The 22,832-nt window shown below is 74.6% G+C and carries 15 protein-coding genes; 10 read left to right on the top strand and 5 right to left on the bottom strand.

The window, feature by feature from the left end; all coding sequences use genetic code 11:
* Positions 1–501 precede the first annotated feature (501 nt).
* Positions 502–5,571, top strand: coding sequence for an AAA family ATPase (locus NAEX_RS09290; protein WP_177326039.1), 5,070 nt, complete (start codon positions 502–504; stop codon positions 5,569–5,571).
* A gap of 649 nt (positions 5,572–6,220) precedes the next feature.
* The gene (locus tag NAEX_RS09285) at positions 6,221–7,444 is read left to right on the top strand and encodes a serine hydrolase domain-containing protein (protein ID WP_096327145.1); all 1,224 of its coding nucleotides are present in this window, start codon (positions 6,221–6,223) and stop codon (positions 7,442–7,444) included.
* A 38-nt stretch (positions 7,445–7,482) separates the two neighbouring features.
* On the opposite strand, the gene NAEX_RS09280 is transcribed toward NAEX_RS09285, so the two are convergent.
* The 3 genes from NAEX_RS09280 to NAEX_RS09270 all read right to left on the bottom strand — a co-directional run bounded on the left by NAEX_RS09280 (position 7,483) and on the right by NAEX_RS09270 (position 10,676).
* Complete coding sequence (locus tag NAEX_RS09280; protein ID WP_245913651.1) at positions 7,483–8,973, bottom strand: nitrilase-related carbon-nitrogen hydrolase; 1,491 nt, start codon at positions 8,971–8,973, stop codon at positions 7,483–7,485.
* A 106-nt stretch (positions 8,974–9,079) separates the two neighbouring features.
* A complete protein-coding gene (locus NAEX_RS09275; RefSeq protein WP_096327143.1) occupies positions 9,080–9,676 on the bottom strand; it encodes a PadR family transcriptional regulator in 597 nt (198 codons plus the stop codon).
* Positions 9,677–10,118: 442 nt separating this feature from the next.
* Positions 10,119–10,676 (bottom strand): hypothetical protein, encoded by a 558-nt coding sequence (locus tag NAEX_RS09270; RefSeq protein ID WP_100793428.1) that lies wholly within the window; start codon positions 10,674–10,676, stop codon positions 10,119–10,121.
* Positions 10,677–11,090: 414 nt separating this feature from the next.
* Here NAEX_RS09270 and NAEX_RS09265 point away from each other — a divergent pair, with 414 nt between their 5' ends.
* The 5 genes from NAEX_RS09265 (at position 11,091) to NAEX_RS09245 (ending at position 15,341) form a co-directional block, all read left to right on the top strand.
* Positions 11,091–12,101: a hypothetical protein gene (locus tag NAEX_RS09265; RefSeq protein ID WP_143141264.1), complete on the top strand. Its 1,011-nt coding sequence runs from the start codon at positions 11,091–11,093 to the stop codon at positions 12,099–12,101.
* A gap of 73 nt (positions 12,102–12,174) precedes the next feature.
* Positions 12,175–12,756, top strand: coding sequence for an RNA polymerase sigma factor (locus tag NAEX_RS09260; protein WP_170135584.1), 582 nt, complete (start codon positions 12,175–12,177; stop codon positions 12,754–12,756).
* A complete protein-coding gene (locus NAEX_RS09255; protein ID WP_096327139.1) occupies positions 12,746–13,561 on the top strand; it encodes a hypothetical protein in 816 nt (271 codons plus the stop codon). The genes NAEX_RS09260 and NAEX_RS09255 overlap by 11 nt, the downstream gene beginning before the upstream one ends.
* A gap of 68 nt (positions 13,562–13,629) precedes the next feature.
* Positions 13,630–14,652 (top strand): hypothetical protein, encoded by a 1,023-nt coding sequence (locus tag NAEX_RS09250; RefSeq protein WP_143141265.1) that lies wholly within the window; start codon positions 13,630–13,632, stop codon positions 14,650–14,652.
* Between the two features lie 62 nt (positions 14,653–14,714).
* A complete protein-coding gene (locus NAEX_RS09245) occupies positions 14,715–15,341 on the top strand; it encodes a glutathione S-transferase family protein (RefSeq protein WP_096327137.1) in 627 nt (208 codons plus the stop codon).
* Positions 15,342–15,473: 132 nt separating this feature from the next.
* Here the strand turns inward: NAEX_RS09245 and sigJ are convergent, their stop codons facing one another.
* Positions 15,474–16,358 (bottom strand): RNA polymerase sigma factor SigJ, encoded by an 885-nt coding sequence (gene sigJ / locus NAEX_RS09240; RefSeq protein ID WP_096327136.1) that lies wholly within the window; start codon positions 16,356–16,358, stop codon positions 15,474–15,476.
* 130 nt (positions 16,359–16,488) lie between these two features.
* Between sigJ and NAEX_RS09235 the strand changes: the two genes are divergently transcribed.
* Positions 16,489–16,773 (top strand): hypothetical protein, encoded by a 285-nt coding sequence (locus tag NAEX_RS09235; protein WP_096327135.1) that lies wholly within the window; start codon positions 16,489–16,491, stop codon positions 16,771–16,773.
* A gap of 327 nt (positions 16,774–17,100) precedes the next feature.
* Here NAEX_RS09235 and NAEX_RS09230 read toward each other — a convergent pair whose 3' ends face one another.
* Positions 17,101–18,264 carry a cytochrome P450 gene (locus NAEX_RS09230; protein ID WP_096327134.1) on the bottom strand — a complete coding sequence of 388 codons (1,164 nt, stop codon included), beginning with the start codon at positions 18,262–18,264 and terminating at the stop codon, positions 17,101–17,103.
* Between the two features lie 25 nt (positions 18,265–18,289).
* On the opposite strand from NAEX_RS09230, the gene NAEX_RS09225 reads away from it, so the two are divergent.
* Complete coding sequence (locus NAEX_RS09225) at positions 18,290–19,090, top strand: helix-turn-helix domain-containing protein (protein ID WP_245913649.1); 801 nt, start codon at positions 18,290–18,292, stop codon at positions 19,088–19,090.
* 1,048 nt (positions 19,091–20,138) lie between these two features.
* Positions 20,139–22,766, top strand: coding sequence for a serine/threonine-protein kinase (locus NAEX_RS09220; protein WP_100793429.1), 2,628 nt, complete (start codon positions 20,139–20,141; stop codon positions 22,764–22,766).
* Positions 22,767–22,832: the final 66 nt, after the last annotated feature.

Raw genomic sequence — 22,832 nt, 5'->3', positions numbered from 1 at the left:
GTCGAGGACGCCGACCCGTTCGCAGGCAGGGCGCTCGCGGCGGAGCTCTTCCGGGCCGATCCTGCCGGACGGACGATCGGTGAATCGACGGCGCGGGCGCGAGTGATTGGCGGCTCGATCGGCCTCGCCGGCTCGGAGGGGCGAGGTCCGCGAGGGCGGGCCTCGCGAGGGCGTCGGAGGTCGACGGCGCCGGTCCGGTCGGGCTGTGGTGATTGGATTGTGGGCAGCGGGCGCCGGGCGAGGTCGGGGTCGGAATCACCGGTGCGGCTCGAACGGCCCGAAACGCGATTTCGCGCGCGTTCTCGGGTTGCGCCGTGCGCGCGGGTCACGGTGTGCATTGGTTGCGGATCGCTCGCATGTGCCTACATGCAACCGCTCCGCGTGCGCCGACGCGGAGGCTTTACCCGCTCGTGAGTTGGATCGTACCCTGTTCGTAGGAGGACGCTGATCGCCGGCCTGCCCGGCCGCGGTGATTGTCCGCAGACGGTACGGAGCACAATGATGGCAGGACAGGCCGCGTACACGCTGACGGAGAAGCTGCACGAAGGGGCAGGGGTCGTCATTCACCGGGCGATCCGCGCGCGAGACGGGGCGCGGGTGGTGCTCAAGATCGGCAAGGGCGGGGCGCTGGCGCCGGCGGTCCAGGGCGCGCTGCGCCACGAGTTCGCGGTGCTGCGCTCGATCGACCTCCCGGGCGTGATCAAGGCCCACGCGCTCGAGGCGATCGGGGACGAGCTGGCGCTCGTGCTCGCGGACTGCGGCGGCCGCTCGCTCGACGTGCTGTTCCAGGCCGGCGCGCTCGACCTGGCGACGGTGCTGGCGATCGGCGTCGAGGTGGCGGGGACGCTCGACCTGCTGCACCGCTATCCGCTGCTGCACCGCGACATCAAGCCGCACAACATCGTCTACGACCCGGCGACCCGCCGAGTGACGCTGATCGACTTCAGCCTGGCCGTCACCGCCGGCGAGGAGCCGCAGCGGGCCGCGACGGTGGAGCGCACCGCCGGCACGCTGGCGTACATGTCGCCCGAGCAGACCGGGCGGATGAACCGGCCGATCGACGCCCGCTCGGATCTCTATTCGCTGGGCGTGACGCTCTACGAGCTGCTGACCGGCGCGCTGCCGTTCGAGGTCGTCGACGCGATGGAGCTGGTCCACAGCCAGCTGGCGCGGGTGCCGGTGGCGCCGGCGGTGCGCTTCTCCGGGGTGCCGCAGGTGGTGTCCGACATCGTGATGAAGCTGCTGGCCAAGGCCGCGGAGGACCGCTACCAGAGCGCGGCCGGGCTCAAGGCCGACCTGCAGCGCTGCGCGGCGGAGCTGGCGGCCCGCGGCGCGATCGAACCGTTCGCGCTCGGCCACGCCGACCGGCCGTCGACGCCGCGGATCCCGCCGCGCCTGTACGGGCGCCAGCGCGAGATGGACGCGCTGCTCGAGGCCTTCGTGCAGGTCGCCGACGGCGGGGCGATGCTGCTATTGGTCCGCGGCTATTCGGGCGGCGGCAAGTCGGCGCTGGTGCATACATTGGCGGCGCCGGTGGCCCGCGGCGGCGGGTTCTTCGTCGAGGCCAAGTGCGATCAATACGACCGCGGGGTGCCCTACGCCCCGATCGCGCAGGTGTTCCGCGAGCTGTGCCGGACGCTGCTGGCAGCCCGCCCCGAGGCGCTCGAGGCGTGGCAGCGGGCGCTCTCGGCGGCGCTCGGCAGCAGCGGCAAGCTGCTCACCGACCTGATCCCCGAGCTCGAGCTGATCGTCGGGCCGCAGCCGGAGGTGCCGCGGCTCGGGCCGGCGGAGTCGCAGAACCGCTTCAACCTGGTCTTCACCGCGCTGCTGCGGACGTTCGCCGCCGCCGACCACCCGCTGGTGCTGTTCTTCGACGATTTGCAGTGGATCGATCCGGCGTCGCTGCGGCTGCTGCAGGAGATGCTGTTCGACGCCGAATGCGGGTACTTGCTGGTCCTCGGCGCCTACCGCGATCACGAGGTCGGCGCCGGGCACCCGCTGCCGGTCGCGCTGGCCGAGCTGCGCGCGGCCGGGGTCGAGCTGGGCGAGTTCCACCTCGGTCCGCTCGAGCTCGGCGACGTCGAGGAATTGCTGGCGGACACGCTGGTGATGCCGCGGCCGCAGGTGGCCGCGCTGGCGCGGATCGTCGCCGACAAGACCCACTGCAACCCGTTCTTCATCGGCCAGTTCTTGCTGATGCTGGCCGAGGAGCGCCTGCTGCGCTGGGACGCGGCCGGCTGCCGCTGGGTGTGGGACGACGCCGAGGTCGCGGCCTGCGACGTCACCGACAACGTGGTCGAGCTCGTGACCGGGAAGATCCGCCGGCTCGGCCCGGCCGCCCAGCGACTGCTGCAATTGGCGGCCTGCGTCGGCTACCGCTTCGCGTGGCGCACGCTGGCGGCGATCGCCGACGAGCCCGACGCCGGGGCGGCGCTCGGCGAGCTGGTGCGCGAGGGATTGGTGGTACCGCTGGCCGGCGGGGCGGAGAGCGAGGAGCAGCTGCGGTTCTTGCACGACCGCGTGCAGCAGGCCGCCGATTCGCTGCTGACGCCGGCGGCGCGGACGGCCGCGCACCTGCGGATCGGACGGCTGCTCCGCGATCGCCACGCGGCGGGGGTGCCCGACGAGGCGCTGTTCGAGGTGGTCGGCCACCTCGACGCCGCGCTGGCGCAGATCGCCGGCGAGGAGCGCGAGGCGCTGGCGCGGCTCAACCTGCGGGCGGGCCGGCGGGCCCGCGCGGCGGCGGCGTACCACGCGGCGCGGCAGTACTTCCAGGCCGGCTGCGAGTGCCTGCCGGCGGACGCGTGGTCGCATGATTACGCGCTGACGTTCGCGCTGCGGGTCGAGCTGGCCGAGTCCACGCATTTGTGCGGGGCGTTCGCCGAGGCCGACGCGCTGTTCGCCGAGGCGCTGGCGCACGCGCGGTCGCGCGGCGAGCGGGCGCAGGTGTACAACCTGCGGGTCCTGCTCTACGCGGCGATGGGCGACTTCGAGGGGGTGGTGGCGGCCGCCGCCGCGGCGCTGGCGATGTACGACGTGGTGCTGCCCGCCGACGGGCCGGCGCTGCAGGCGGCGATCGCGGCCGGGTTCGCGGCGGCGCAGGCCAACCTCGGCGAGCGGCAGATCGCGGCGCTGCTCGACGCGCCGCCGGTCCGCGACCCCGACGTGGCGACGGTGATGCAACTGCTGGCGTCGATGTCCGGGCCGGTGTTCGTCGGCAAGCCGTCGCTGTTCCCGTGGGTCGTGCTGCACATGGTCAACCTGTCGCTGCGGCACGGGGAGGTCGCCGGGTCCGACTACGCCTATTCCGTGTACGGCCTGATGCTGGCCGGGGTGGCCGGCGAGCTCGGCAAGGCCTACGAATTCGGCGAGCTCGGGGTCAAGCTCAACGAGCGCACCGGCGACGTGCACACCCGCTGCATGGTCCACTTCCTGTTCGGGACGTCGATCGTGTTCTACCGCCAGCCGTACGCGGCCGGCGAGGGGTACCGCGATTCGGCGCGGCGTGGGGCGCTGGAGGTCGGCAACTTCGCGTACGTGTCGTTCTACTGCCTGCAATCGGCCGCGCAGGCGCTGCTCGCCGACGCCGACATCCGCGGCGCGGCGGCCCGCTTCGACGACCTGACGGGGCTGCTGCGCAAGACTCGCGACGCGGCCTCGACGGCGGTGGTCGAGTTCATGCGGCGCATCGCCGTCAACCTCACCGGCGCGGCGCCGACGATCGCGCTGTCGGGCGACGGCTTCGACGAGGACGCGTTCGTCGGCCACATGCCGCAGGGCGGGCTGGTGCCGTGGCTGTACGCGATCGGCAAGCTGCGGCTGGCGTATCTGTACGGCGATTACGCCGAGGCGCAGGCGTTCGCGGCCCGGGCCCGCGCGCTGCAAGCCTCCGGCGCGGGCATGGGCCACAACTACGCGACGGAGCAGAGCCTGTACGCCGGGCTGACGGCGGCGGCGCAATTCGACGAGGCGGACGCGACGGAGCGGCCGGCGCTGGCGCAGGAGCTGGCGGAGTCGCGGGCGACGCTGCAGGGGTGGTCGACCAGCAACCCGGCCCAGTTCCTGCCGATCCAGCTGCTGCTCGACGCCGAGGCGGCGCGGCTCGCCGGGCGCGACGCGGAGGCCGCCGGGGGCTACGAGCAGGCGATCGCGGAGGCGCAGGCGCGCGGGTTCACGCTGCACGCGGCGCTGACCAGCGAATGCGCCGGGCGCTGGTACCTGCGCCGCGGGCGGCGTTCGCTGGCGACGGCGTATCTGCAGGACGCGCAGGCCGGGTTCATGCGCTGGGGAGCGACGGCGAAGGCGAATCAGCTGTCGGCCGCGTACGACGAGCTGTTCGCGCCGGCGCCGACGCGAGCGCCGCACGCGTCGGGCCGCACGACGACGACGACGCGGGTGCTGAACGGCAGCTCGCTCGACGTCGAGGGGCTGCTGCGCGCGGCCCAGGCGGTCGCGGGCGAGCTGGTGCTCGACCGTCTGCTCGATCGGTTGATGCGCATCGTGATGCTCCGCGCGGGCGCGCAGCGCGGCTTCTTGCTGGTGCCGCAGGACGAGTCGTGGGCGATCGCGGCGGAGATGCGGACGGCCCCCGACGAGGTCCACGTCGGTCACGAGCGCCCGATGACCGAGGACGCGGCGCTGGCGACGTCGGTGGTGCGATTCGTCGGCCGCAGCCGCGAGGGCCTGGTGCTGGCCGACGCGAGCGCGGAGCCGCGGTTCTCCCGCGATCCGTACGTCGCCCGCCACCAGCCGAAGTCGGTGCTGTGCCTGCCGCTGCTCCACCAGGGCCGGCTGTCGGGGGTGCTCTACGTCGAGAACAACGCGGCCCGCGACGCCTTCGTCGCCGAGCGCGTGGAGCTGCTGCAATTGCTGTCGGCACAGGCGGCGGCGGCGATCGAGAACGCGCGCCTGTACGCGAGCGTGCAGCAGGCCCACGAGCAATTGACGCGGGCCAACGAGCGGCTCGAGCTGCAGGTCGAGGCCCGCACGCGCGACCTGCAGGCGGCGATCGATCAGCTGCAGGCGGTCAACGCCGATCTGGCCCGCCAGGGCGAGGCGCTGCGCGAGGCCCACGCGCAGACGCAGCGCGAGATCGGGGAGCGCGAGCGCGCCGAACGCGAACGGGCGGCGGCGCAGGCGGAGATCCTCCGCGTCCAGGAGGAGCGCCTGGCCGACATGGCGGCGCCGCTCTTGCCGATCACGGAGACGATCGTGGTGATGCCGCTGATCGGCCTGATGGACGAGGCCCGCGCGAGCCAGGTGCTGGCGACGGCCCTCGAGGGCTCGGTCCGCACGCGCGCGCAGGTGGTGATCCTCGACATCACCGGGGTGCGCCAGCTCGACGCGTCGGCGGCCGCGATCCTGGTGCGCGCCGCGGCGGCGCTGCGCCTGGTCGGCGCGCAGGCGATCTTGACCGGAGTGCGGGCCGAGACGGCGCAGCTGCTGGTCCGCGACCAGGCGCCGCTCGACGGGCTGATCACGCTCGGGACGCTGCAGAGCGGGATGGCCCACGCGCTGGCGCAGACGCGCAGCGGGACGCGGACGCGGCGAGACGACGCGCCGAGCCGGTGAGCCGAGAAATTTTTCAAGAACGTGAATGTCCATGAGGGCAGGTCCCGTGGGACATGTCCTTGTGGCTGAACTGCATTCGTGGTCGAGCTCGCGGCGGCGAGACGGCGCTGCTTGTCCGGTACATGTTTTTTGGACAATGTCCTGCGAGACATGTCCTTGCATAGGGTGACGCGGACGGCCGCCTCCCTCGAGGCGACGGCGTCAGTGCCGGAGCCGTGCCGCTCGCCCATCTCGGGCCGACCGGCGAGCTGGTGCTCACGTGGGTGCGGCGAGGTGGCGCCCGGCTCCGGCGCTGCCCGCCGCGGACCCCTGCAGCCGAACCCGCTGGCTCGAGAGCGCTTGGCTCGTCGCGTGGGGCGACGATACATGACGACGACCATCGAAGCGGTGGCGAAGGGGGAGCGCGGCCTTCGTGGTCGGTCAATCGAGGTCACCGGCTAGGAAGGCGATCGGCGGGATTGTCGGGGCGGTGATCGTCGTCGGCAGGCTCGGGCGCTGAACCGGGCTCGACCGTGCGAGTCGCTTCGGGCTCGGTGGATGCGACCGGCGCGAACTCGTGCGCTTCATCCTGTGTGGGCGGCGAAGGGGCACCGATGAGTTTCCCGCGGCGCCCCGGTCCACCCCTCGGAACCGACGAAAAGAGGCGACGATGGACCGAACATCTCTGGAACGGAAGCAGAAGTTCTCGAAGACGCGGCTCGGCCGCATGCGGGCGGGGCTGGCCGGGTACGTCGAGCGCGGCGAGGTGCCGGGGCTGGTCGCCGTGGTGAGCCGCGGCGACGAGACCCACGTCGAGGTGATGGGCAACCTCGCGGTCGGGGGGCCGCCGGTGCGGCGCGACAGCATCTTTCGCATCAGCTCGATGACCAAGCCGGTCACGGCGGTGGCGACGATGATCCTGGTGGAGGAGTGCAAGCTGCGGCTCGACGACGCGGTCGACGCGTGGATGCCCGAGCTGGCCGAGCGGCGGGTGCTGCGGGCGATCGACGCGCCGGTCGAGGACACGGTGCCGGCGGAGCGGGCGATCACGGTCCGCGACCTGCTGACGTTCCGGCTCGGCTTCGGGATGGTGATGGCGATGCCGGGGACGTACCCGATCCAGCGCGCCGCCGCGGCGCTGGGGCTCGAGATGGGCCCGCCCGCGCCGGCGAAGGTGCCGCCGGGCGACGCGTGGCTGGCAAAATTCTCCACGCTGCCGCTGATGTACCAGCCGGGCGATCGCTGGCTCTACAACACCGGCTCCGACCTGCTGTCGATCTTGATCGAGCGCGCCTCGGGCCAGCCGTTCCCGGCGTTCCTGCGCGCGCGGATCTTCGAGCCGCTCGGGATGAAGGACACCGGGTTCTTCGTGCCGGAGGCGCAGATCGATCGCCTCGCCACGAGCTACTGGCCGCAGCCCGACGGCTCGCTGGCGGTGTACGACGAGAGCCGCGGCGGGCAGTGGAGCCGCCCGCCGGCGTTCGCGTCGGGCGCGGCGGGGCTGGTGTCGACGGCCGACGATTTTTCGGCGTTCGCGCGCATGCTGCTGGCCGGCGGGACCTACGGGGGCGAGCGGATCCTGTCGCGCCCGTCGGTCGAGCTGATGACGACCGATCACCTGACGCCGGCGCAAAAGGCCAGGTCGGGCTTCACGCCGGAGGACTTCGCCGCGAGCGGGTACGGCTTCGGCGTCTCGGTCGTGACCCGACGCGACCACGCGTATGCCCCCATCGGCCAGTACGGCTGGGACGGCGGGCTCGGCTCGGTGTGGCGCTCCGATCCGCAGGAGCACATGATCACGCTGCTGTTCACGCAACGCATGTGGTCCTCGCCGCAACCTCCGCCGGTGTGCCGCGACTTCTGGACGCTGGCGTATCAGGCGATCGACGATTGAGGGCGGGCGGCGCGCGACTCGGGCCGGCGGAGGAGCGCTCACCCGGCCTGCGGCGACCCGCCAGGCCTCGCCCGCGCGCGCCGCCGCCGGGCGATCCCTCCCACGACGGACCAGCCCACCCACCCGAGCGCGAGCAGGCCGGAGAGCGTCCCGACCGAGTCGCCGATGCGCGCGTAGAGCGTCGGCACGCGCCCCACCGGCAGCTCCGCGCGCAGCACCCGATCCTCCGTCGCGAAGTGGTCGAGCTCGCCGTACACGCGGCCGTAGCCGTCGACCGCCACCGACAGGCCCTGGTTCGCCTGCCGCACCATGCTGAAGCCCTGCTCCACCGCGCGGAACACCGCCTGTCGCATGTGCGGCCCGAGGATCCCGCGCCAGTCGCTCGCCGGCAGCAGGAGCAGCTCGAGCCCGCGGGACGTCGGGTCGGCGAAGTGCGCCGGGAAGTCCGCATCGAAGCAGATGGCGCCGCCCAGGTTGCCCACGTCCGTGTCGCGCAGCACCGGCACCTCCGGGCTGCCGGGAACGGAGTGGTCCGCTTCCCAGCCCGGGACCGGCCGGGCTTTCACGTAGCGCCAGGCCACGCTCCCGTCCGGCGTCATCAGCACGAGCTCGTTGCGCAGCATGCGTTCCGCCGCGGGGTCGAGGCTCGCCACCGCCATGCCGAGCCACACCCTCCGCTCGCGCGCCAGGGCGCTGCCGCGGGCCAGCAGGGCCGGCAATTGCTCGGCCAGCACCACCGCGTTGCCCTCGGACCAGAGGATGAGCGCCGCGCCACGCTCGGCCTCGCGCTCCGACAGGCGCAACAGCGCCTCGTTCACCGCGGCCGAGGCCTCGGCGAAGGCGCGCCAGTCTTCGTCCGCGAACGCCTCGCCCTGGATGAGCCGGGACAGCCCCGCCTCGCGCCCCGCGGCCACTTCGCCCGCCACGGTGATGCCGGCGACCCGCACGGGCTTGCCCACGCTCCCCGCCCGCGCGAGCCGCAGCGCGCCGAACGCGACGATCGCTGCGAGCACGCCCGCGAACACGGCGACGCCGCGCAGCACCCGGCGCCCGTCGTCGCGGTGCTCGCAGGCCCAGTTGGCCACGGAGGCGAACCACGTCAGCACGAAGGTCAGGCCCCACAGGCCCGTCACCGACACGAGCTGCACCAGCGCGGGCGCGCCGGCCTGGGTGTACGCCAGCGAGCCCCAGGTGCCGAAGGGGTTGCCGAGGCTGCTGAAGAACTCGAGCCCCGTCATCGCCGCCGGCAAAAAGAGCGTCCCCGCGAACGACGCCCGCGGCCCCACGACCAGCCGGTCCGCCAGGAACACCAGCGCCAGGAACAGCGCGCCGCCGAAGGCCATCCCGAAGCTGCCGGCGACGGACCCGGGGAACACCTCGAGGTTCGCCACGCCGGTGGCGAGCGTGTTGACGCAGAGCATGGCGGCGAAGCCGACCCCCGGCCGCTGCCGGCGGACGAAGTAGAGCATCAAGGCCCCCATCCACCAGCCGGGCAGCAGCGACGCTTCCGAGTTCAAGAGCATCGACATGCCGGCCCCGCCCGCCAGGGCGAGCCACGGCAGGAGCCGTCGCAGGGGTTCATCGCCCGTCCGCCTGCTGGGCCTCGAGCTTGGCCCACGACGCCGCGCGCCGGCTTCACCGCGCATCCTGTTTCCCCCTCTTCTTCTTCGCAGCCTGCGCGCGTGCCAGGCCCTGCAGCGTCGCTCGAGCCTCGTCGCACCAGCGCAGGTGCGCCTCGAGCCCGAGCAACCCCGCGCGGATCGACAGGTGCCAGTACGGCAGCTCCGGGTCGCCCTCGCGCTCGCGCCGGGCGTCCTCGTCGATGCGCCGCAGCGCGTCCAGCAGCCCCTCGGCCTCGGCCCGGCTGCGCTCGACGTGCGCCAGCGAGTCCTTCGGCCCGACCCGGGCGCCGAAGAAGAGCTTGAGCAGCAGCTCGTTGCGCTCCACGTGCGGCACCACCGGCCGGCGCAACCAGCCCGCGCACACCCGCCGCCCTTCCGTCGTGACCCGGTACACCTTGCGCACCCGCCCGCCCGGCGAACGCTCCTCCCGATCGAGCGCGATCAGCCCCTCGGCCTCCATCCGCTCCAGCGTCGGGTACAGGTTGCCGTAGCTCTCCTGCCAGAAGTGCCCCACCGTCTGCTCGATCGCCCGGCGCAGGCCGTAGCCGCTCATGGGCTTCCGGCACAGCATGCCCAGGACGGCGAACCGGCAGGTGTTCTCTCGCGCCATGGCGGACCTCTGCGCGCCTATATATCAGTCTGATAGACGTGCGCCAAGAGCCAGGAGGCCCCGGGGCGGGGCGACGCGCCGGCGCGCCCACCCGGGCCGGCTCCGCGCGTCGATCGATCAGTCTGATAGAAGCTCGCCGAGAGCCGGGCCGCGGGTGGCGCGACGCCCCGCCGGCGCTCGCGCCCGGGCCCGCTCCACGCGCGCTCGTGAGGGCTGTTCCGCGGCGCGTCGTCCCCATGACCGCGACGACCCGTTCACCCCGGCGAGGGCCGTCGAGTGCTTCCGCACCGGGGGCCGCAGGGGCCCGGGCGGTTCGACGCGGGGCCGGAAGGAGGCGCGACTGCGGCGGGGAAGGGCGGCAGCGTCCGCGGCGTGACCGCGATCGCGGCCGGGTCACCCCGACGAGCGGAGAATGATCATACCGGGCCCGCGCGGCGCAGGTTCACGGGGGGGCCAGCGGATCGGTGCACGTCCGCTTCTTGACGACCTTGCGCGGGCGCTGCACGTCGATCTCGACGGCTGTCGGCGCGATCGCGCCGAGCGAGCGGATCGAAGGCGGCTCGGGCGGCATCGGGTGGCCGCAGCTCTCGATGCAGGTGCCGCGCTTGACGATTCGCCGGATCTCGACCTCGGGGAGCACGACCGTGATCGACCAGCCGTCGCCGCGGCGGCGATAGCGGTGCTCGGCGGCGACGAGGCAGCCGCACGGCTCGTCGTACGCGCACTGCTGCTCGAGGAAGCCGAGCTCGTCGCTGCCCTCGCGGACGACGAGCCGCGGATCGACCTCGGAGACGCGCCAGCGCGGCGGCCCCGGCTCCTGGTCCGGGGGATAGTAGTCGTCGACGACCGGCGGGACGTCGCCGGCCGTCGCCTCGGCGACGGGATTTGCGATCGCGTCGGCGGACGCGTCGGCGCGGGCCTCCGGCCTGGCGTGGGTACACGCGCCCGCCGTGACCAGCGCGAGGATCAGCGCGCACCGGGGCCAGCGAGCGCGAGGCATGCGACGAGCGTAAGAGATCGTCGCGTCGATCGCCAGCGCCGGGCGTGGACTGATGCGCGCGCAGCCGCCGTTGACGGTCGCGTCGCGGATCGACGCGGTCGGCGAGGCGCGCGTCGGTCCGCTCCGACCGGGATGAGCCAATGGCGGCACCTCGACGCCGGCGGCCCGCTGCCGGCCTCGTCGCTCCGGAGGCTTCGAGTGACATGTTTTTTGAGACATGTCCATCGAGACATGTGACGGCGATGGGGACGTCCCGCGCGCGCCCGGGAGCTCGCCGAGGACGTCCCGGCGCGAGCTCGCACCGGCCGGCGTCCGCGTTTGCATCACGGAGCGGCTCACGTATCCTGCGGCGACCGCATGGGCCGGGCATCGCTCTCTCGCTGCAGGCCGGGGCTGTTGGCCCTGTGCATGGGCGTGAGCGCCCCGGCCGACGCGCGGGCCGCCGCGGTGCCGACGCTCGAGTGGGACGCGCCGGCGGGGTGCCCCGACGTCGCCGCGCTGAAGGCCGAGATCTCCCGTCACCTCGACCCCGTGGCCGAGGCGGCGGCGACGGGGAGCATCCGCGTGCAGGCGCGTCCGGGCGGCGCGGGCTGGCAGGTCGTCGTCGCCATCGCCACCGACGGGCGCACGCAGGAGCGCACGCTCGCGGTCGCCAGCTGCGACGCGGCGGTGCGCGCAGCGGCGTTCGTGATCGCCATCGCCGTCGACCCGGCGCAGCGCGAGCCCGAGGACGTCGTGCCCGCGCCGCCGGCCCCGGCGGCGCCGCCCCAGCCGCAGCCCGAGGCCGGGCCGGGGCCGAAGCCCGAGGCGACCGCCGAAGCCGAACCGACCGCCGCGACGGCCCTCGCGGAGGTCGAGCCGCTGCCCGCCAAGGCGCCGCCGGGCCCGCGCGCGCGCCGTCGTCGAGCGGTCCGCGGGCTCGTGTCCCTCGGTCCGGGCGTGCAGGCGGGGATGCTGCCGGTCGGGGCGGGCCTGGCCGCGGGGGCCGGGCTGGCGTGGCCGCGGGCGCGGCTGACCCTGGGCTACGCGCGGTGGTTCACGAGCGAGGTGCGGCGCGGGGGCGAGCGGCCGTACGGGGCGGAATTTTCGGTCCACGCCGGGCAGCTGCGCGGCGGTCCGGTGCTGCGCGCGGGGCCGCTGGAGCTGCCGCTGCACGCGGGGATCGAGCTGGGCGCGCTGCAGGCCGCGGGGAGCGGCGGCGAGCCCAACTACGAGGCGACGGTGCTGTGGGGGGCGGCGCTCGTCGGGGCCGGGCTGGCGTGGGCGCCGCGGGCGCTGCGAGGGTTCTTCGCGCTGGGCCTGCAGGCGGAGGCCGCGATCGCGCTGCGCCGCCCGCAGTTCGTGTTCGAGGGCGACGCCGAGGTCCTCCGCGTCGGCCCGGCGGGGTTCCGCGGGTTCTTGCAGGTCGAGGCGCGGTTCCCGTGAGCGATCGTGCGCCGGCGAAAAAATCGTGCGCCGGGGTTAATGCGATCGCTCGCCGGCGGAAAAGATCGACCCGGTGAGCAAGACGCTCGACACGCCCCTGACCTCGGCCGAGTTCGCGGCCGAGGTCGAGTGCGGCGCGCCGAGCCTGCGCGAGGTGTTCGCCCGCCACCTCGGGACGGTGTGGCGGATCGCCCGGGCCTTCGGCGTGCCGGCCGACGACGCCGACGACGTCGCCCAGGAGGTGTTCCTGGTCGTGCATCGGCGCCTGCACACGTTCCAGCCGTCGCGCTCGCTGCCCGCGTGGCTGTTCGGGATCACCCGCAACGTGGTGCTGATGCGCCGCCGCGCGCACACGCGCCGCGAACGGCGGCTGTCCGCGGTCGAGCCGCCGCTGCCGCCGCGCGAGCCCGAGGCGTCGTTCGAGCTGCGCCAGGCGGCCGCGTTCATGCAGGAGTTCCTCGACGGGCTCGACGAGGACAAGCGCATGGTGTTCCTGCTCGCCGACATCGAGGGGCTGACGGCGTCGGAGATCGCCGAGGCGCTCGAGATCCCGCTGGGCACGGTGTTCTCGCGGCTGCGGGCCGCGCGGCTCAAGCTCGAGCAATTCAGCCAGCGCCTGCGCGCTCGCTCCCTCCGGAGGCCGCATGACCGATGAACCGACGTCCCGCGCGCTGATCGCCGCGTACAAGGCCTGCGCGCGCCCGTCGGCCGCGGCGGAGGCGGAGCTGTGGGCGACGCTGGCCGCGGCCGAACGCGCCGACGCCCGCGACCCCGGCAGGCGGTCGCCGAGCCGGGCGCCCTGGCTGGCGCTGGCGGCCGGCTTGCTGCTGCTGGCGGCGTGGCAGCTCGACCTGGCCCGGATCTTCGCTTCAGGACATGTTTTGCAGGACATGCGAGATCTGGCCGCGTACGACGCGGCGGAGCCCGATCCGCTGGAGGCGCGGCCGCGTGAGGAGTCCGCGGGCGCGGTCCGCTGGCTCGAGACGGTGAAGCGCGAGGCAGAGACGCGGGCGAGCCCGGGGCGGCAGCGGGCCGCGGCCGGTCATGGTCGCGGCTCGCCGGCGCGAGCGAGCAGGGCCGCCGCGGACGAGCCGGGGCTCGCCGAGGGCGGGGACGGGGCGCCGGGCGCCGACGCGCGCGAGGGCCTCGCCGGCGACGGCGACCGCGTGCTCGCCGAGATGGCGCTGCTGCAGGAGGCCCGGGCGGCGCTGCGCGGCGGCCAGCCGGAGACGGCGCTGGCGCTGCTCGACCGCCACGCGGAGAGCTTCGCCGGCGGCAGCATGACGGAGGAGCGGCAGGCGCTGCGCGTGCTGGCGCTGTGCGCCGCCGGCGAGGTCGCGCGCGGGGCCGACGAGGCGGCCGCGTTCCTGCGCGCCCACCCGCGCTCGACCTACGCGGCGCGGGTCGCCGCTGCATGCCCCGAGGGACATGTTCAGAAAGACACCTCGGAGGATCGGTGAGGTCGGCGGCGCAGAATGTTTAATGAGGTGAGCGGCCGGCGGCGAATGTCTGCGCGAGGACCATGAGCATGCGAATCGTATCATCTCCATTCATCACACGCGCGGCGGGGCTCCTGCTCGGCGGGCTCGCGCTCGTCGCCTGCGACCCGAAGATCTTGCTCGGCGAATTCGGCGACACCCAGGGCTCGGGCAGCGGCGACAGCGAGGGGCAGAACTCCGACGCCGGCACCGAGGGGCAGAGCTCGGGCGGCAGCCAGGGCTCGGGCGGCACGGAGGGGCAGACCTCGAACGCGACCGAGGGGCAGAGCTCCGGCGGGGCCTCGAGCGAGTCGCAGACCGGCGGGGAGACCGGGGAGACCGGGGAGACCGGCGAGACCGGGACCATCACCGCGACCAACACCAGCGGCGACACGGGCGAGCCGGCGTGCGACCCATGGGCGCAGGACTGCCCGGCGGGCCAGAAGTGCGCGCCGTACGACGCCACCCCCGACGGCCCGACCTGGGAAAAGTGGCGCTGCGTCGACCTCGACCCGACGCCCGAGGAGGCCGGCGACCCGTGTCACGTCACCGGCGACTACAACAGCGGCGAGGACGACTGCGAGGCCGGGGCGGTGTGCTGGGACGCGGACCCGGTCACGTTCGAGGGCACCTGCGTCGCCCTGTGCGAGGGCTCGCCGGAGTCGCCGACCTGCGACGCCGGCAGCCACTGCGTCGTGCTCAACGACGGGGAGCTGAACATCTGCCTGCCCGACTGCGACCCGCTCGCGCAGGACTGCGCGGCCGGCGACACCTGCATCCCGTTCCCCGACTCCGACACGTTCATCTGCGTCCTCGACGCCAGCGGCGCCGAGGGCCAGGCGTTCGACGCCTGCGAGTACGCCAACGCCTGCGACCCGGGGCTGTTCTGCAGCACCGAGCTGGCCCTGGCCAGCGAGTGCGACCCGATGGCCCTGGGCTGCTGCATCCCGTTCTGCGACGTGAGCGCGGCCAACAGCTGCCCGGGGGTCGATCAGGAGTGCCTGCCGTGGTTCTCGCCGATGGAGACGCCGCCGCCGGGCCTGGAGAACCTGGGCCTCTGCGGCCTCCCGTGACGCCGCGGGCCGCTTGAGCTCCGCGGGGGCGCGCGGGTATCGTCGCGTCCCCGCGGAGGCGCATGTACACGCTCTATTACTCGCCCGGCTCGGCCAGCATGCTGGTCCACCTGCTCTTGCTCGAGATCGGCGCGCCGCACGAGCTGCGCCGCGTCGACCTCGACGCCGGAGCCCAGCGCGACCCGGCGTATTTGCGCCTCAACCCGGGCGGCGTGGTGCCGACGCTGATCGTCGACGGCGCGCCGCGGTGGGAGACCGCCGCGCTGGCGCTGCTGCTCGCCGAGCGCCACCCCGAGGCGAACCTGGCCCCGCCGCCGGGCTCGCCGGCGCGGGCCGACTACCTGCAATGGATGCTGTACCTCGCCAATTCGCTGCAGCCGGCGTTCCGCTGGTGGTTCTACCCCGAGGCCGAGGGCGTCGCGGCGGAGGCGGTGCTGGCGGCGGCGCGCCGGCGCATCGAGGCGGCCTGGGACCGCCTCGACGCCCACCTCGGCGCGGCCGGGCCGTACCTGCTCGGCGCGGAGGTCGGCGCGCCCGACCTGTACGCGACGATGCTGATGCGCTGGTCGCGGAAGATGCCGCGGCCGGCCACCGAATGGCCCCACCTGGCCGCGCTGGCCGGCCGCGTGAAGGCGCGGCCGAGCTGGCGCCGCCTGTACACGATCGAGGGCCTGACCGAGTGGGCGTGAGGCGGCACTCGGGACATGTCTGAAAGGACAGGGCGGTGCGCCGGGCCGCGGGCCGTCACATGTTTGAAGAGACATGTGACGTCGCTCGCGGCCCTGGGGCGAGGTGTTTGAAGACATGTCTCGAGGGCCAGGTCACTCGTCGAGGTCGGCGAGGTCGAGCCGGCTCAGCCGCTCGGGGTCGACGAGGGCGTCGATGGCGGCGATCCGGCCGCCCTGGACGATGAAGCTCATGACCGAGAACGGCCGGCCGTCGGGGGCGACGACGGCCCCGGCGGCGCCGTTGACCACGGCCGGGCGGACGAACGGGCTCATCGCGGCGAAGCCGAGCGAGTGCTCGGCCACCGCCCGCGGGCCGCGGGCGACCACCGAGACGTCGGCGCGCGCGGTGCCGCCGTCGGCGCGCAACACCACGTCGGGGGCGAGCAGGGCGACGAGGGCGCCGAGGTCGCCGGCGCGCGTGGCCGCGAAGAAGGCCGACACGACCTCGCGCTGACGCGCCAGGTCGGGGTCGGGCACGGGCGCCGCGTCGCGCACGCGCCGGCGCGCGCGGCTGGCGAGCTGGCGCGCGGCCTCGGGCGTACGCCCGACCAGCGCGGCGATGGCGTCGAACGACACGCCGAAGCTGTCGTGCAGCACGAACGCGAGCCGCTCGGCGGGCGCGAGCTCGTCGAGCACGACCAGCAGCGCGAGCCCGACGGACTCGGCCAGGAGCGCCTCGCGCTCCGGGTCGGCGCCGCCCTCGCGCTGCACGACCGGGTCGGGCACGTGCGGGCCGAGCGGCTCCTCGCGCCGGGTGCCGCGCGAGCGCAGCAGGTTGAGGCAGATCCGCGCGACCACGGTCGTGAGCCAGGCGCGCAGGTTGTCGACCGCGCTCGCGTCGGCGCGGCTCAGCCGCAACCACGCCTCCTGCACGGCGTCGTCGGCCTCGCTCAGCGAGCCGAGCATGCGATAGGCGACGCCTCGCAAATAGGTCCGATGCTCCTCGAAGCGGTAGGTCAGCCGGTCGCGCTCTTCCATCGGTCACGTCCCTCGGTCGCGGTGGGTCTGTCACCAAGGAGACCGCCGAAGCCGCGCCGACGTGACCACGAGGCCACGCGGACGGGGCCCGTTCGGCCGGAAAACGAGGAGGATTCAAGTGAGGACGCTCATGGTTCGTTACACGGTCCCGCCGGAGCACGCGCCGCAGGTCGACGCGGCGATCGAGCAGCTGTTCGCCGCGGTCCGCCGCCAGCAGCCCGCCGGGATCCGCTACTGGTACGGGCGCCTGGCCGACGGCGCGACCTACGTGGCGCTGCTCGAGCTCGACGAGGGCGTCGACAACCCGCTCCTGGCCCTGCCCGAGGCCAGGCAATTCCAGGCGGAGCTGCGGCGCTACGTGGCCGCGCCGCCGCCGGAGCCGGTGACGGTGCTCGGGTCGTACCGCTCGGCCTGAATGATAGGATATGTCCTGAGAGACATGTCGCCGAGGGAATGCTCGCACGGGCGGGGAGGGCCCGGACGGCTCCGCGCGTCGGCGGCGATTTCACGCCGGCGCGCGGCCGAGCGCGCGCAAAGGTGGTCCTCGTCGGCCGCGGCGGCGCGGGTAGAATTCGGGGCGGAGGAGGTCCCGATGAAGACGAAGAGCAAGGTCAAGGCCGGCACCAGCCATCACGGCTGAGCGACCCCGCCGAGCGCCCCGTTCGCGGGGCGCTCGGCGTGTCCGCGATTCGTCCGCGTCGCCGTCGTTCTGGCGCTCGCTCGGCCGGGTTCTGGACGCAGGTCAGGGGTCGAAGCGCAGGCGCAGGCGCTCGGGGCCGTGGACGTGCAAGGCCTGGCGCGGCGGCCACGGCTCGTCGTGGGCGAGGCGCAGGTTGGGCAATCGCAGCAGCAGGTCGGGCAGGGCGATCCGGGCCTCGAGCCGCGACAGCGGGGCGCCGATGCAGAAGTGCCCGCCGTGGCCGAAGGCGAGGTGCGGGTTGGGGTCGCGGGTGATGTCGAAGCGCCCGGGCGCGGTGAACACGGCCGGGTCGCGGTTGGCGGCGCCGAGCATCGGCAGGACCTGCTTGCCGGCGGGGATCGTGCGCCCATGCAGCGCGACGGCGCGACGCGTCACGCGGAACACGGCCTGCACCGGCGAGCGATGGCGAAGGACCTCCTCGATCGCCGGAGCCAGCAATTCGCGGCGGTGCAGCAGGAGCTCGCGCTGGTCGGGGTGGTCGATGAACGCGAGCACGGCGTTGCCGAGGAGGTTGGTGGTGGTCTCGTGGCCGGCGACCAGCAGCAGCTGGAAGAACCCGAGGATCTCCGCCAGCGACAGGCGCTCGCCGGCGATCTCGGCCGCCTGCAGGCCGGTGAGCAGGTCGTCGCGCGGGACGGCCCGCCGTTCGGCGAGCAGCACCTCCACATAGGCCCGCATCTCGTCGGTGACGGCCGCGTAGGCGCTCTGGGCCTGCTGGGCCGCGTCGCCGCCGGTGAGCGTGAGGCTGAGGCCGAGCATGACGTCGCTCCATCGCCGCAGCCGATCGTAGTCGTCGGTCGGGGCGCCGAGCATCTCGGCGATCACCATCAGCGGCAGCGGCAGGGCGTAGTCGGCGACGAGCTCGAGCTCGCCGCGCGCGACCACGCGATCGAGCAGGGCGCGCGAGAGCTCGCGGATCCGCGGCTCCAGGGCCGCCACCGCCCGGGCCGTGAAGGCGCGCATGATCAGCGCGCGCAGCCTGGCGTGGCGCGGAGGATCGCTGAAGATGAGCCAGTGCTCGACGCTCGAGCCAGGGGCGACGGCGGAGCCGAACGCCTCGTGGTCGGCGAGCGCGCGTTTTGCGCCGGCGTGGTCGAGGACCAGCCAGAGGTCGGTCGGCTCGACGTGATGCAGCGGCGAATCGCGGCGGAGCTGGTCGTAGAGCGGGTACGGGTCGCGGCGCATCGCGGGCGAGAAGAAGCTCATGCCGGGTCGTGTACGCTGTGCGGCGGTGAGGCGCTTGAACGAACCGCAGGTCGCGGGGGTGATCGCCGAGGCGTTTGCGATCCGGGCGTCGACGGCGACGCGCTCGTCGCTGCACGCGCAGCACGGGGCGGCGCTGTTCGTCGGGCTCGACGCGGACGTGGTGGTCGGCGAGCCCGGCCGTACGCCGATCGCGGGGCGGGCGGTGGTGGTTGCGCCCGATCGAGCGCACGCCGCCGTGAGCCCCGGGCCGACGCTCGGGATGCTGTTCGACCCCGAGCGGATGCCCCACGTCGCCGCGTTCGCGCGCGCCGGCGACGGGGCGTTCGCGCTGACGGGCCGCCTGGGCGCGCGCGTACGCGAGGCGGCGCTGGCCCAGCGGGCGGCGATCTTCGAGGCCTCGACGCTCGCGGGGATCGCCGAGGAGACCGCGGCGATGTTCGCTGCTTCGCGTGACAGAGACGTCGATCACGAGTGGCCGCGCCGGCTCGATCGCCGCGTCGCCGCGGTCGCGCGACGGCTCCGCGAGCCGCACGTCGATCACGGGCAGACGAGCCTTCGCGTCGACGTCGGCGACGCCCACCTGCGCGCGCTGTTCGCCCGCGACGTCGGGCTGCCGATGCGCACCTATCGCTTGTGGCACCGACTGCTGCGCGCGCTGCGGCGCCTGGCCGAGACGGACGCGACCGCGGCCGCGCACGCGGCAGGGTTCGCCGATCTGGCGCACTTCTCGCGCACTTGCCGGCGGATGCTCGGCTATACGCCGACGGTGCTGCGGCGCGGGGAATTGTCGACAGCCGCGAATGCGCCGAGCCTGCGGCCGGCGTGACGAGGACGTGCGGCCGGGGGCGGTGGAAATGATGGCAGCCGCGGAGGAGCCCGGCTCGCCGTCGGCGCGACGGTGCGGCCGCTGCGGTTTGGAGAAATGGCGGCACTCGTCGAGCGGCTTCGGGCGAGAAGGGGCGCCCGGCCTCGCGGCGGCGTGGCGTGCTGCGGCGCGAATTGACGGTACTCCGTGATTGGAGCGCGGGCTCGGGGGCGCGAGGCGAACTTCTCGAGGGGTTGTGATCTGATAGGACATGTCCTTTGGAACATTTGATCGCGCAGATCCACGCGGACGTGGCCGCCTCTCGAACGCGGGACCTGCCCTCGTGCGAGCGTGAGCATCGGGCAGGGCCCCAGTGGACAGGTCTTTTGGGACAGGTTGGCGCGCAGATCCACGCGGCGCGGACGACCTCGCGCGCCGCGGTCGCGTCGCTTCCTTGTTATCGTCCCGGCGCGAGGGCGATGACGGGGCGGGCAGACGAGGGCGGGGACGGCGGCGGCGGGCAGGGGCTCGCCGGGGGCGCTGCGTGCCCGGGGACGAGGGTCGGGGGGCGTTGGCGAGGGCCGGGGAGATGACGGGCTTCGGGACCGACTGCCTCGCGGAGCACACGCTCGACGCGCTGAGCGGCGGGCGGCTGTCGCCGGCGGAACAGGCCGCGGTGGCGCTGCACCTCGACGGCTGTGACGCATGCCGCGAGCTGCTGGCCGCGCTCGCGCGCGTGGACGAGCCGGAAACCAAGTCACGATCGCAGGATGCCGCGCTCGTGCGTGGGGACGCGGAAGATGGGCCGGGCACGTCGCCGGGGGTCGTCGCGCGGGTGGGAGCTTCGGCGGATGAGCGGCCCTCGTCGAGGTCCGTCGCGGGAATGAGAGCCTCGGAGGAGGGACAGGGCGCGACGGCAGGGCACGTCGCGCGCCGGCGGGCTGCGGAAGATGGGCAGCGCTCCGTCGCGGGCGTGGGAGCTTCGGAGGACGGGCGGGGCGCGTCGTCGGGGTTCGTCACGCGCGTGGGAGCCTCGGAGGATGGGCGGGGCGCCTCGTCGCGGTCCGTCGTGCACGCGCGCGGGGACGACTCGGAGGATGAGCCGCAGCCGGACGCGCGGGGCGGGGGGGCGCGGCCGCGGCTGCACGCCGGCGAGCGGGTCGGTCGCTACACCGTGCTGCACCTGGTCGGCGCCGGCGCGATGGGGAGCGTCTATGCCGCCTACGACCCCGAGCTCGATCGCCGCGTCGCGCTCAAGCTGGTCCATCATGGATTGCTGGCGGGGGCCGCGCGCGAGGCTGCGGCGGCGCGGCTGCTGCGGGAGGCGCAGGCGCTCGCAAGGTTGTCGGATCCGAACGTCATCACCGTGTTCGACGCCGGGCGCTTCGAGGGGCAGGTGTTCCTCGCCATGGAGTTCGTCGAGGGCGGCACGCTGCGGCAGTGGTTGGCGAGCGAGCGGCGGACGCCGGAGCAGATCGTGGCGATGTTCGTGGCGGCCGGGCGCGGGCTGGCGGCGCTGCACGGGGCGGGCCTCGTCCACCGCGACTTCAAGCCCGACAACGTGCTCGTCGGCGGCGACGGGCGGGTGCGGGTGTCGGACTTCGGGCTGGTGCGCGTGGCGGCGGCGGCGACGGTCAGCGTGGAGGAGACGTTCGACCCGGCGCGGCCGCTGCCGAGCGGCGGCGAGGCGATGACGCGCACGGGGGCGCTGCTCGGCACGCCGGCGTACATGGCCCCGGAGGTGTGGCAGGGGGCCCCGGCGGACGCGCGCAGCGATCAGTTCGCGTTCTGCGTCGCGCTGTACGAGGCGCTGCAGGGCGCGCGGCCGTTCACGCCGGCGGCGCTGGCCGGGGGGGCGCCGGGGCTGGTGCCGGCGCGGGACGATCGGATCCCCGCGGGCCTGCGCGCGCCGCTGGCGACCGGCCTGGCGCGCGCGCCGGAGCGGCGCCACGCGTCGATGACGGCGCTGCTCGACGCGCTGGGGGGCGGGCTGACGCGGGTGCGGCGGCGGCGGGCGGCGCTGCAGGTGGCGCTCGCGGGGCTGGGGGTCGCGCTGGCGGCGGGGGGCTGGCAGCAGGCGCGCGCGCGCGAGCTCGCGGGCCGGGTGGCGGCCTGCGCGGCCGCGGGGGCGCGGATCGACGAGGTGTGGGGCGAGGCGGCGCGGGCCGAGGTGGAGCGGTCGTTCCTGGCGACCGGCAAGGCGTTCGCGCCGGCGACCTTCGCCAAGACGGCGCCGTGGCTCGACCGCTGGGCCGCGGACTGGCGCGGCGCGGCGGAGGCGGCCTGTCGGGCGCACACGGTCGAGGCGAGCTGGGACGCCGAGCTGCGCGCGCGCGCCGAGGACTGCCTGGACGAGGCACGCGCGGGCTTCGTCGCGCTGGTCGACGAGCTGCGCGACGCCGACGCGGTGGTGCTGTCGCAGGCCACCAACGCCGCCGCCGAGCTGGCGCCGGCCTCGGCCTGCACGCAGCCGGCGGCGCTGCGCGAGCGGGCCGACGTGCCGCCGGGGCAGCGCAGCGCCGCCCGCGAGCTGCGGGTCCGGCTGGCCGGGGCGCGCTCGCTGCAGGCGGTGGGCGACTACGCGGCGGCGCTGGCGGCCGCGCGCGCGGCGGTCGGGGCGGCGCGGGCCTCGGGCCTGCCGGGGCTGGTCGCCGAGGCGGAGTTCCGGGCCGCCTGGTTGCACGAGAAGCGCGGCGAATTCGCGGCCGCGGAGGCGGGCCTGCTGCGCGCGCTGGCGGCCGCCGAGGAGGCGCGGGCGCGCGGGCTGGCGCTGGCGATCACGACCGACCTGGTCTACGTGGTCGGCTACGCGGCGGCGCGGACCGCCGAGGGGCGGGTGTGGGCCCGCTCGGCCCAGACCCAGCTGGCGCTGCACGCCGGGGCGTCGCCGCTCGAGGAGGCGCACCTCGACAGCCGGCTCGCGGCGGTCGACGACGTGGTCGGCGACTTCGCCGAGGCGGCGCGCCTGCACGCGCGCGCGCTGGCGGTGCGCGAGCGCGAGCTGGGCCCGTGGCACCCCGACGTCGCGCGCAGCCTGGTCGGCCTGGCGGCGGCCCGCCACGCGCTCGGCGAGCTCGCGGCCGCCAGCGACCTCTACGAGCGCGCGCTGGGCATCCAGGAGCGCGTGTTCGGGCCGGAGCACCCGGACGTCGCGCTGATCCTGCACAACCTCGCCGGCGTCCGCTACGGCGCGAAGGCGCTGGACGAGGCGGTCCGCCTGTACGAGCGCGCGCTGGCGATCTCCGAGCGCGCGCTCGGCCCGGACCACCCCGGCGTCGGCGAGACGCTGCACGACCTCGCGGTCACGCACCGGGCCCGCGGCGCGGTGGCCGAGTCGCTGCGCCTCCAGACCCGCGCGCTGGCGATCTACGAGCGCGCGCTCGGGCCCGACCACCCCCACGTGGCCAGCAGCCTCAACGGTCTGGCGCTGCTGCGCCTCGACATGGGCGCGCCGGACGAGGCCGAGCGGCTGTTCACGCGCGCGCTCGCGGTGTACGAGCGCGCGCTCGGGCCCGCTCACCTCGAGGTCGGCGCGGTCGTCTACAACCTCGCGCAGCTGCGCCGCGACGCCGGCGCGACCGCGGAGGCGAGCGCGCTGTACCGCCGCGCGCACGCGATCTTCGCCGCGGCCCGCGGGGCGCAGCACCCGGAGGCGGTGGAGATCGCGCAGGAGCTGGCGGACATGGAAGGGCGCTGAGGCGAGCGCGCGCGGCTCGGGACGCGTGGAGATGTGCACGGCCGGCGAGCGCTGCTGCGAGCCCAT

Source organism: Nannocystis exedens, assembly GCF_002343915.1.
GTDB lineage: Bacteria > Myxococcota_A > Polyangia > Nannocystales > Nannocystaceae > Nannocystis > Nannocystis exedens.
This window is presented reverse-complemented; position numbering and strand designations above follow the sequence as displayed.

What these genes read in the sequence shown, in the direction of transcription:
- NAEX_RS09290 (WP_177326039.1), top strand. Translation starts at nt 502, where the DNA reads ATGGCAGGACAGGCCGCGTACACGCTGACGGAGAAGCTGCACGAAGGG.
- NAEX_RS09285 (WP_096327145.1), top strand. Translation starts at nt 6,221, where the DNA reads ATGGACCGAACATCTCTGGAACGGAAGCAGAAGTTCTCGAAGACGCGG.
- NAEX_RS09280 (WP_245913651.1), bottom strand. Translation starts at nt 8,973, where the DNA reads ATGTCGATGCTCTTGAACTCGGAAGCGTCGCTGCTGCCCGGCTGGTGG.
- NAEX_RS09275 (WP_096327143.1), bottom strand. Translation starts at nt 9,676, where the DNA reads ATGGCGCGAGAGAACACCTGCCGGTTCGCCGTCCTGGGCATGCTGTGC.
- NAEX_RS09270 (WP_100793428.1), bottom strand. Translation starts at nt 10,676, where the DNA reads ATGCCTCGCGCTCGCTGGCCCCGGTGCGCGCTGATCCTCGCGCTGGTC.
- NAEX_RS09255 (WP_096327139.1), top strand. Translation starts at nt 12,746, where the DNA reads ATGACCGATGAACCGACGTCCCGCGCGCTGATCGCCGCGTACAAGGCC.
- NAEX_RS09250 (WP_143141265.1), top strand. Translation starts at nt 13,630, where the DNA reads ATGCGAATCGTATCATCTCCATTCATCACACGCGCGGCGGGGCTCCTG.
- NAEX_RS09245 (WP_096327137.1), top strand. Translation starts at nt 14,715, where the DNA reads ATGTACACGCTCTATTACTCGCCCGGCTCGGCCAGCATGCTGGTCCAC.
- sigJ (WP_096327136.1), bottom strand. Translation starts at nt 16,358, where the DNA reads ATGGAAGAGCGCGACCGGCTGACCTACCGCTTCGAGGAGCATCGGACC.
- NAEX_RS09235 (WP_096327135.1), top strand. Translation starts at nt 16,489, where the DNA reads ATGGTTCGTTACACGGTCCCGCCGGAGCACGCGCCGCAGGTCGACGCG.
- NAEX_RS09230 (WP_096327134.1), bottom strand. Translation starts at nt 18,264, where the DNA reads ATGAGCTTCTTCTCGCCCGCGATGCGCCGCGACCCGTACCCGCTCTAC.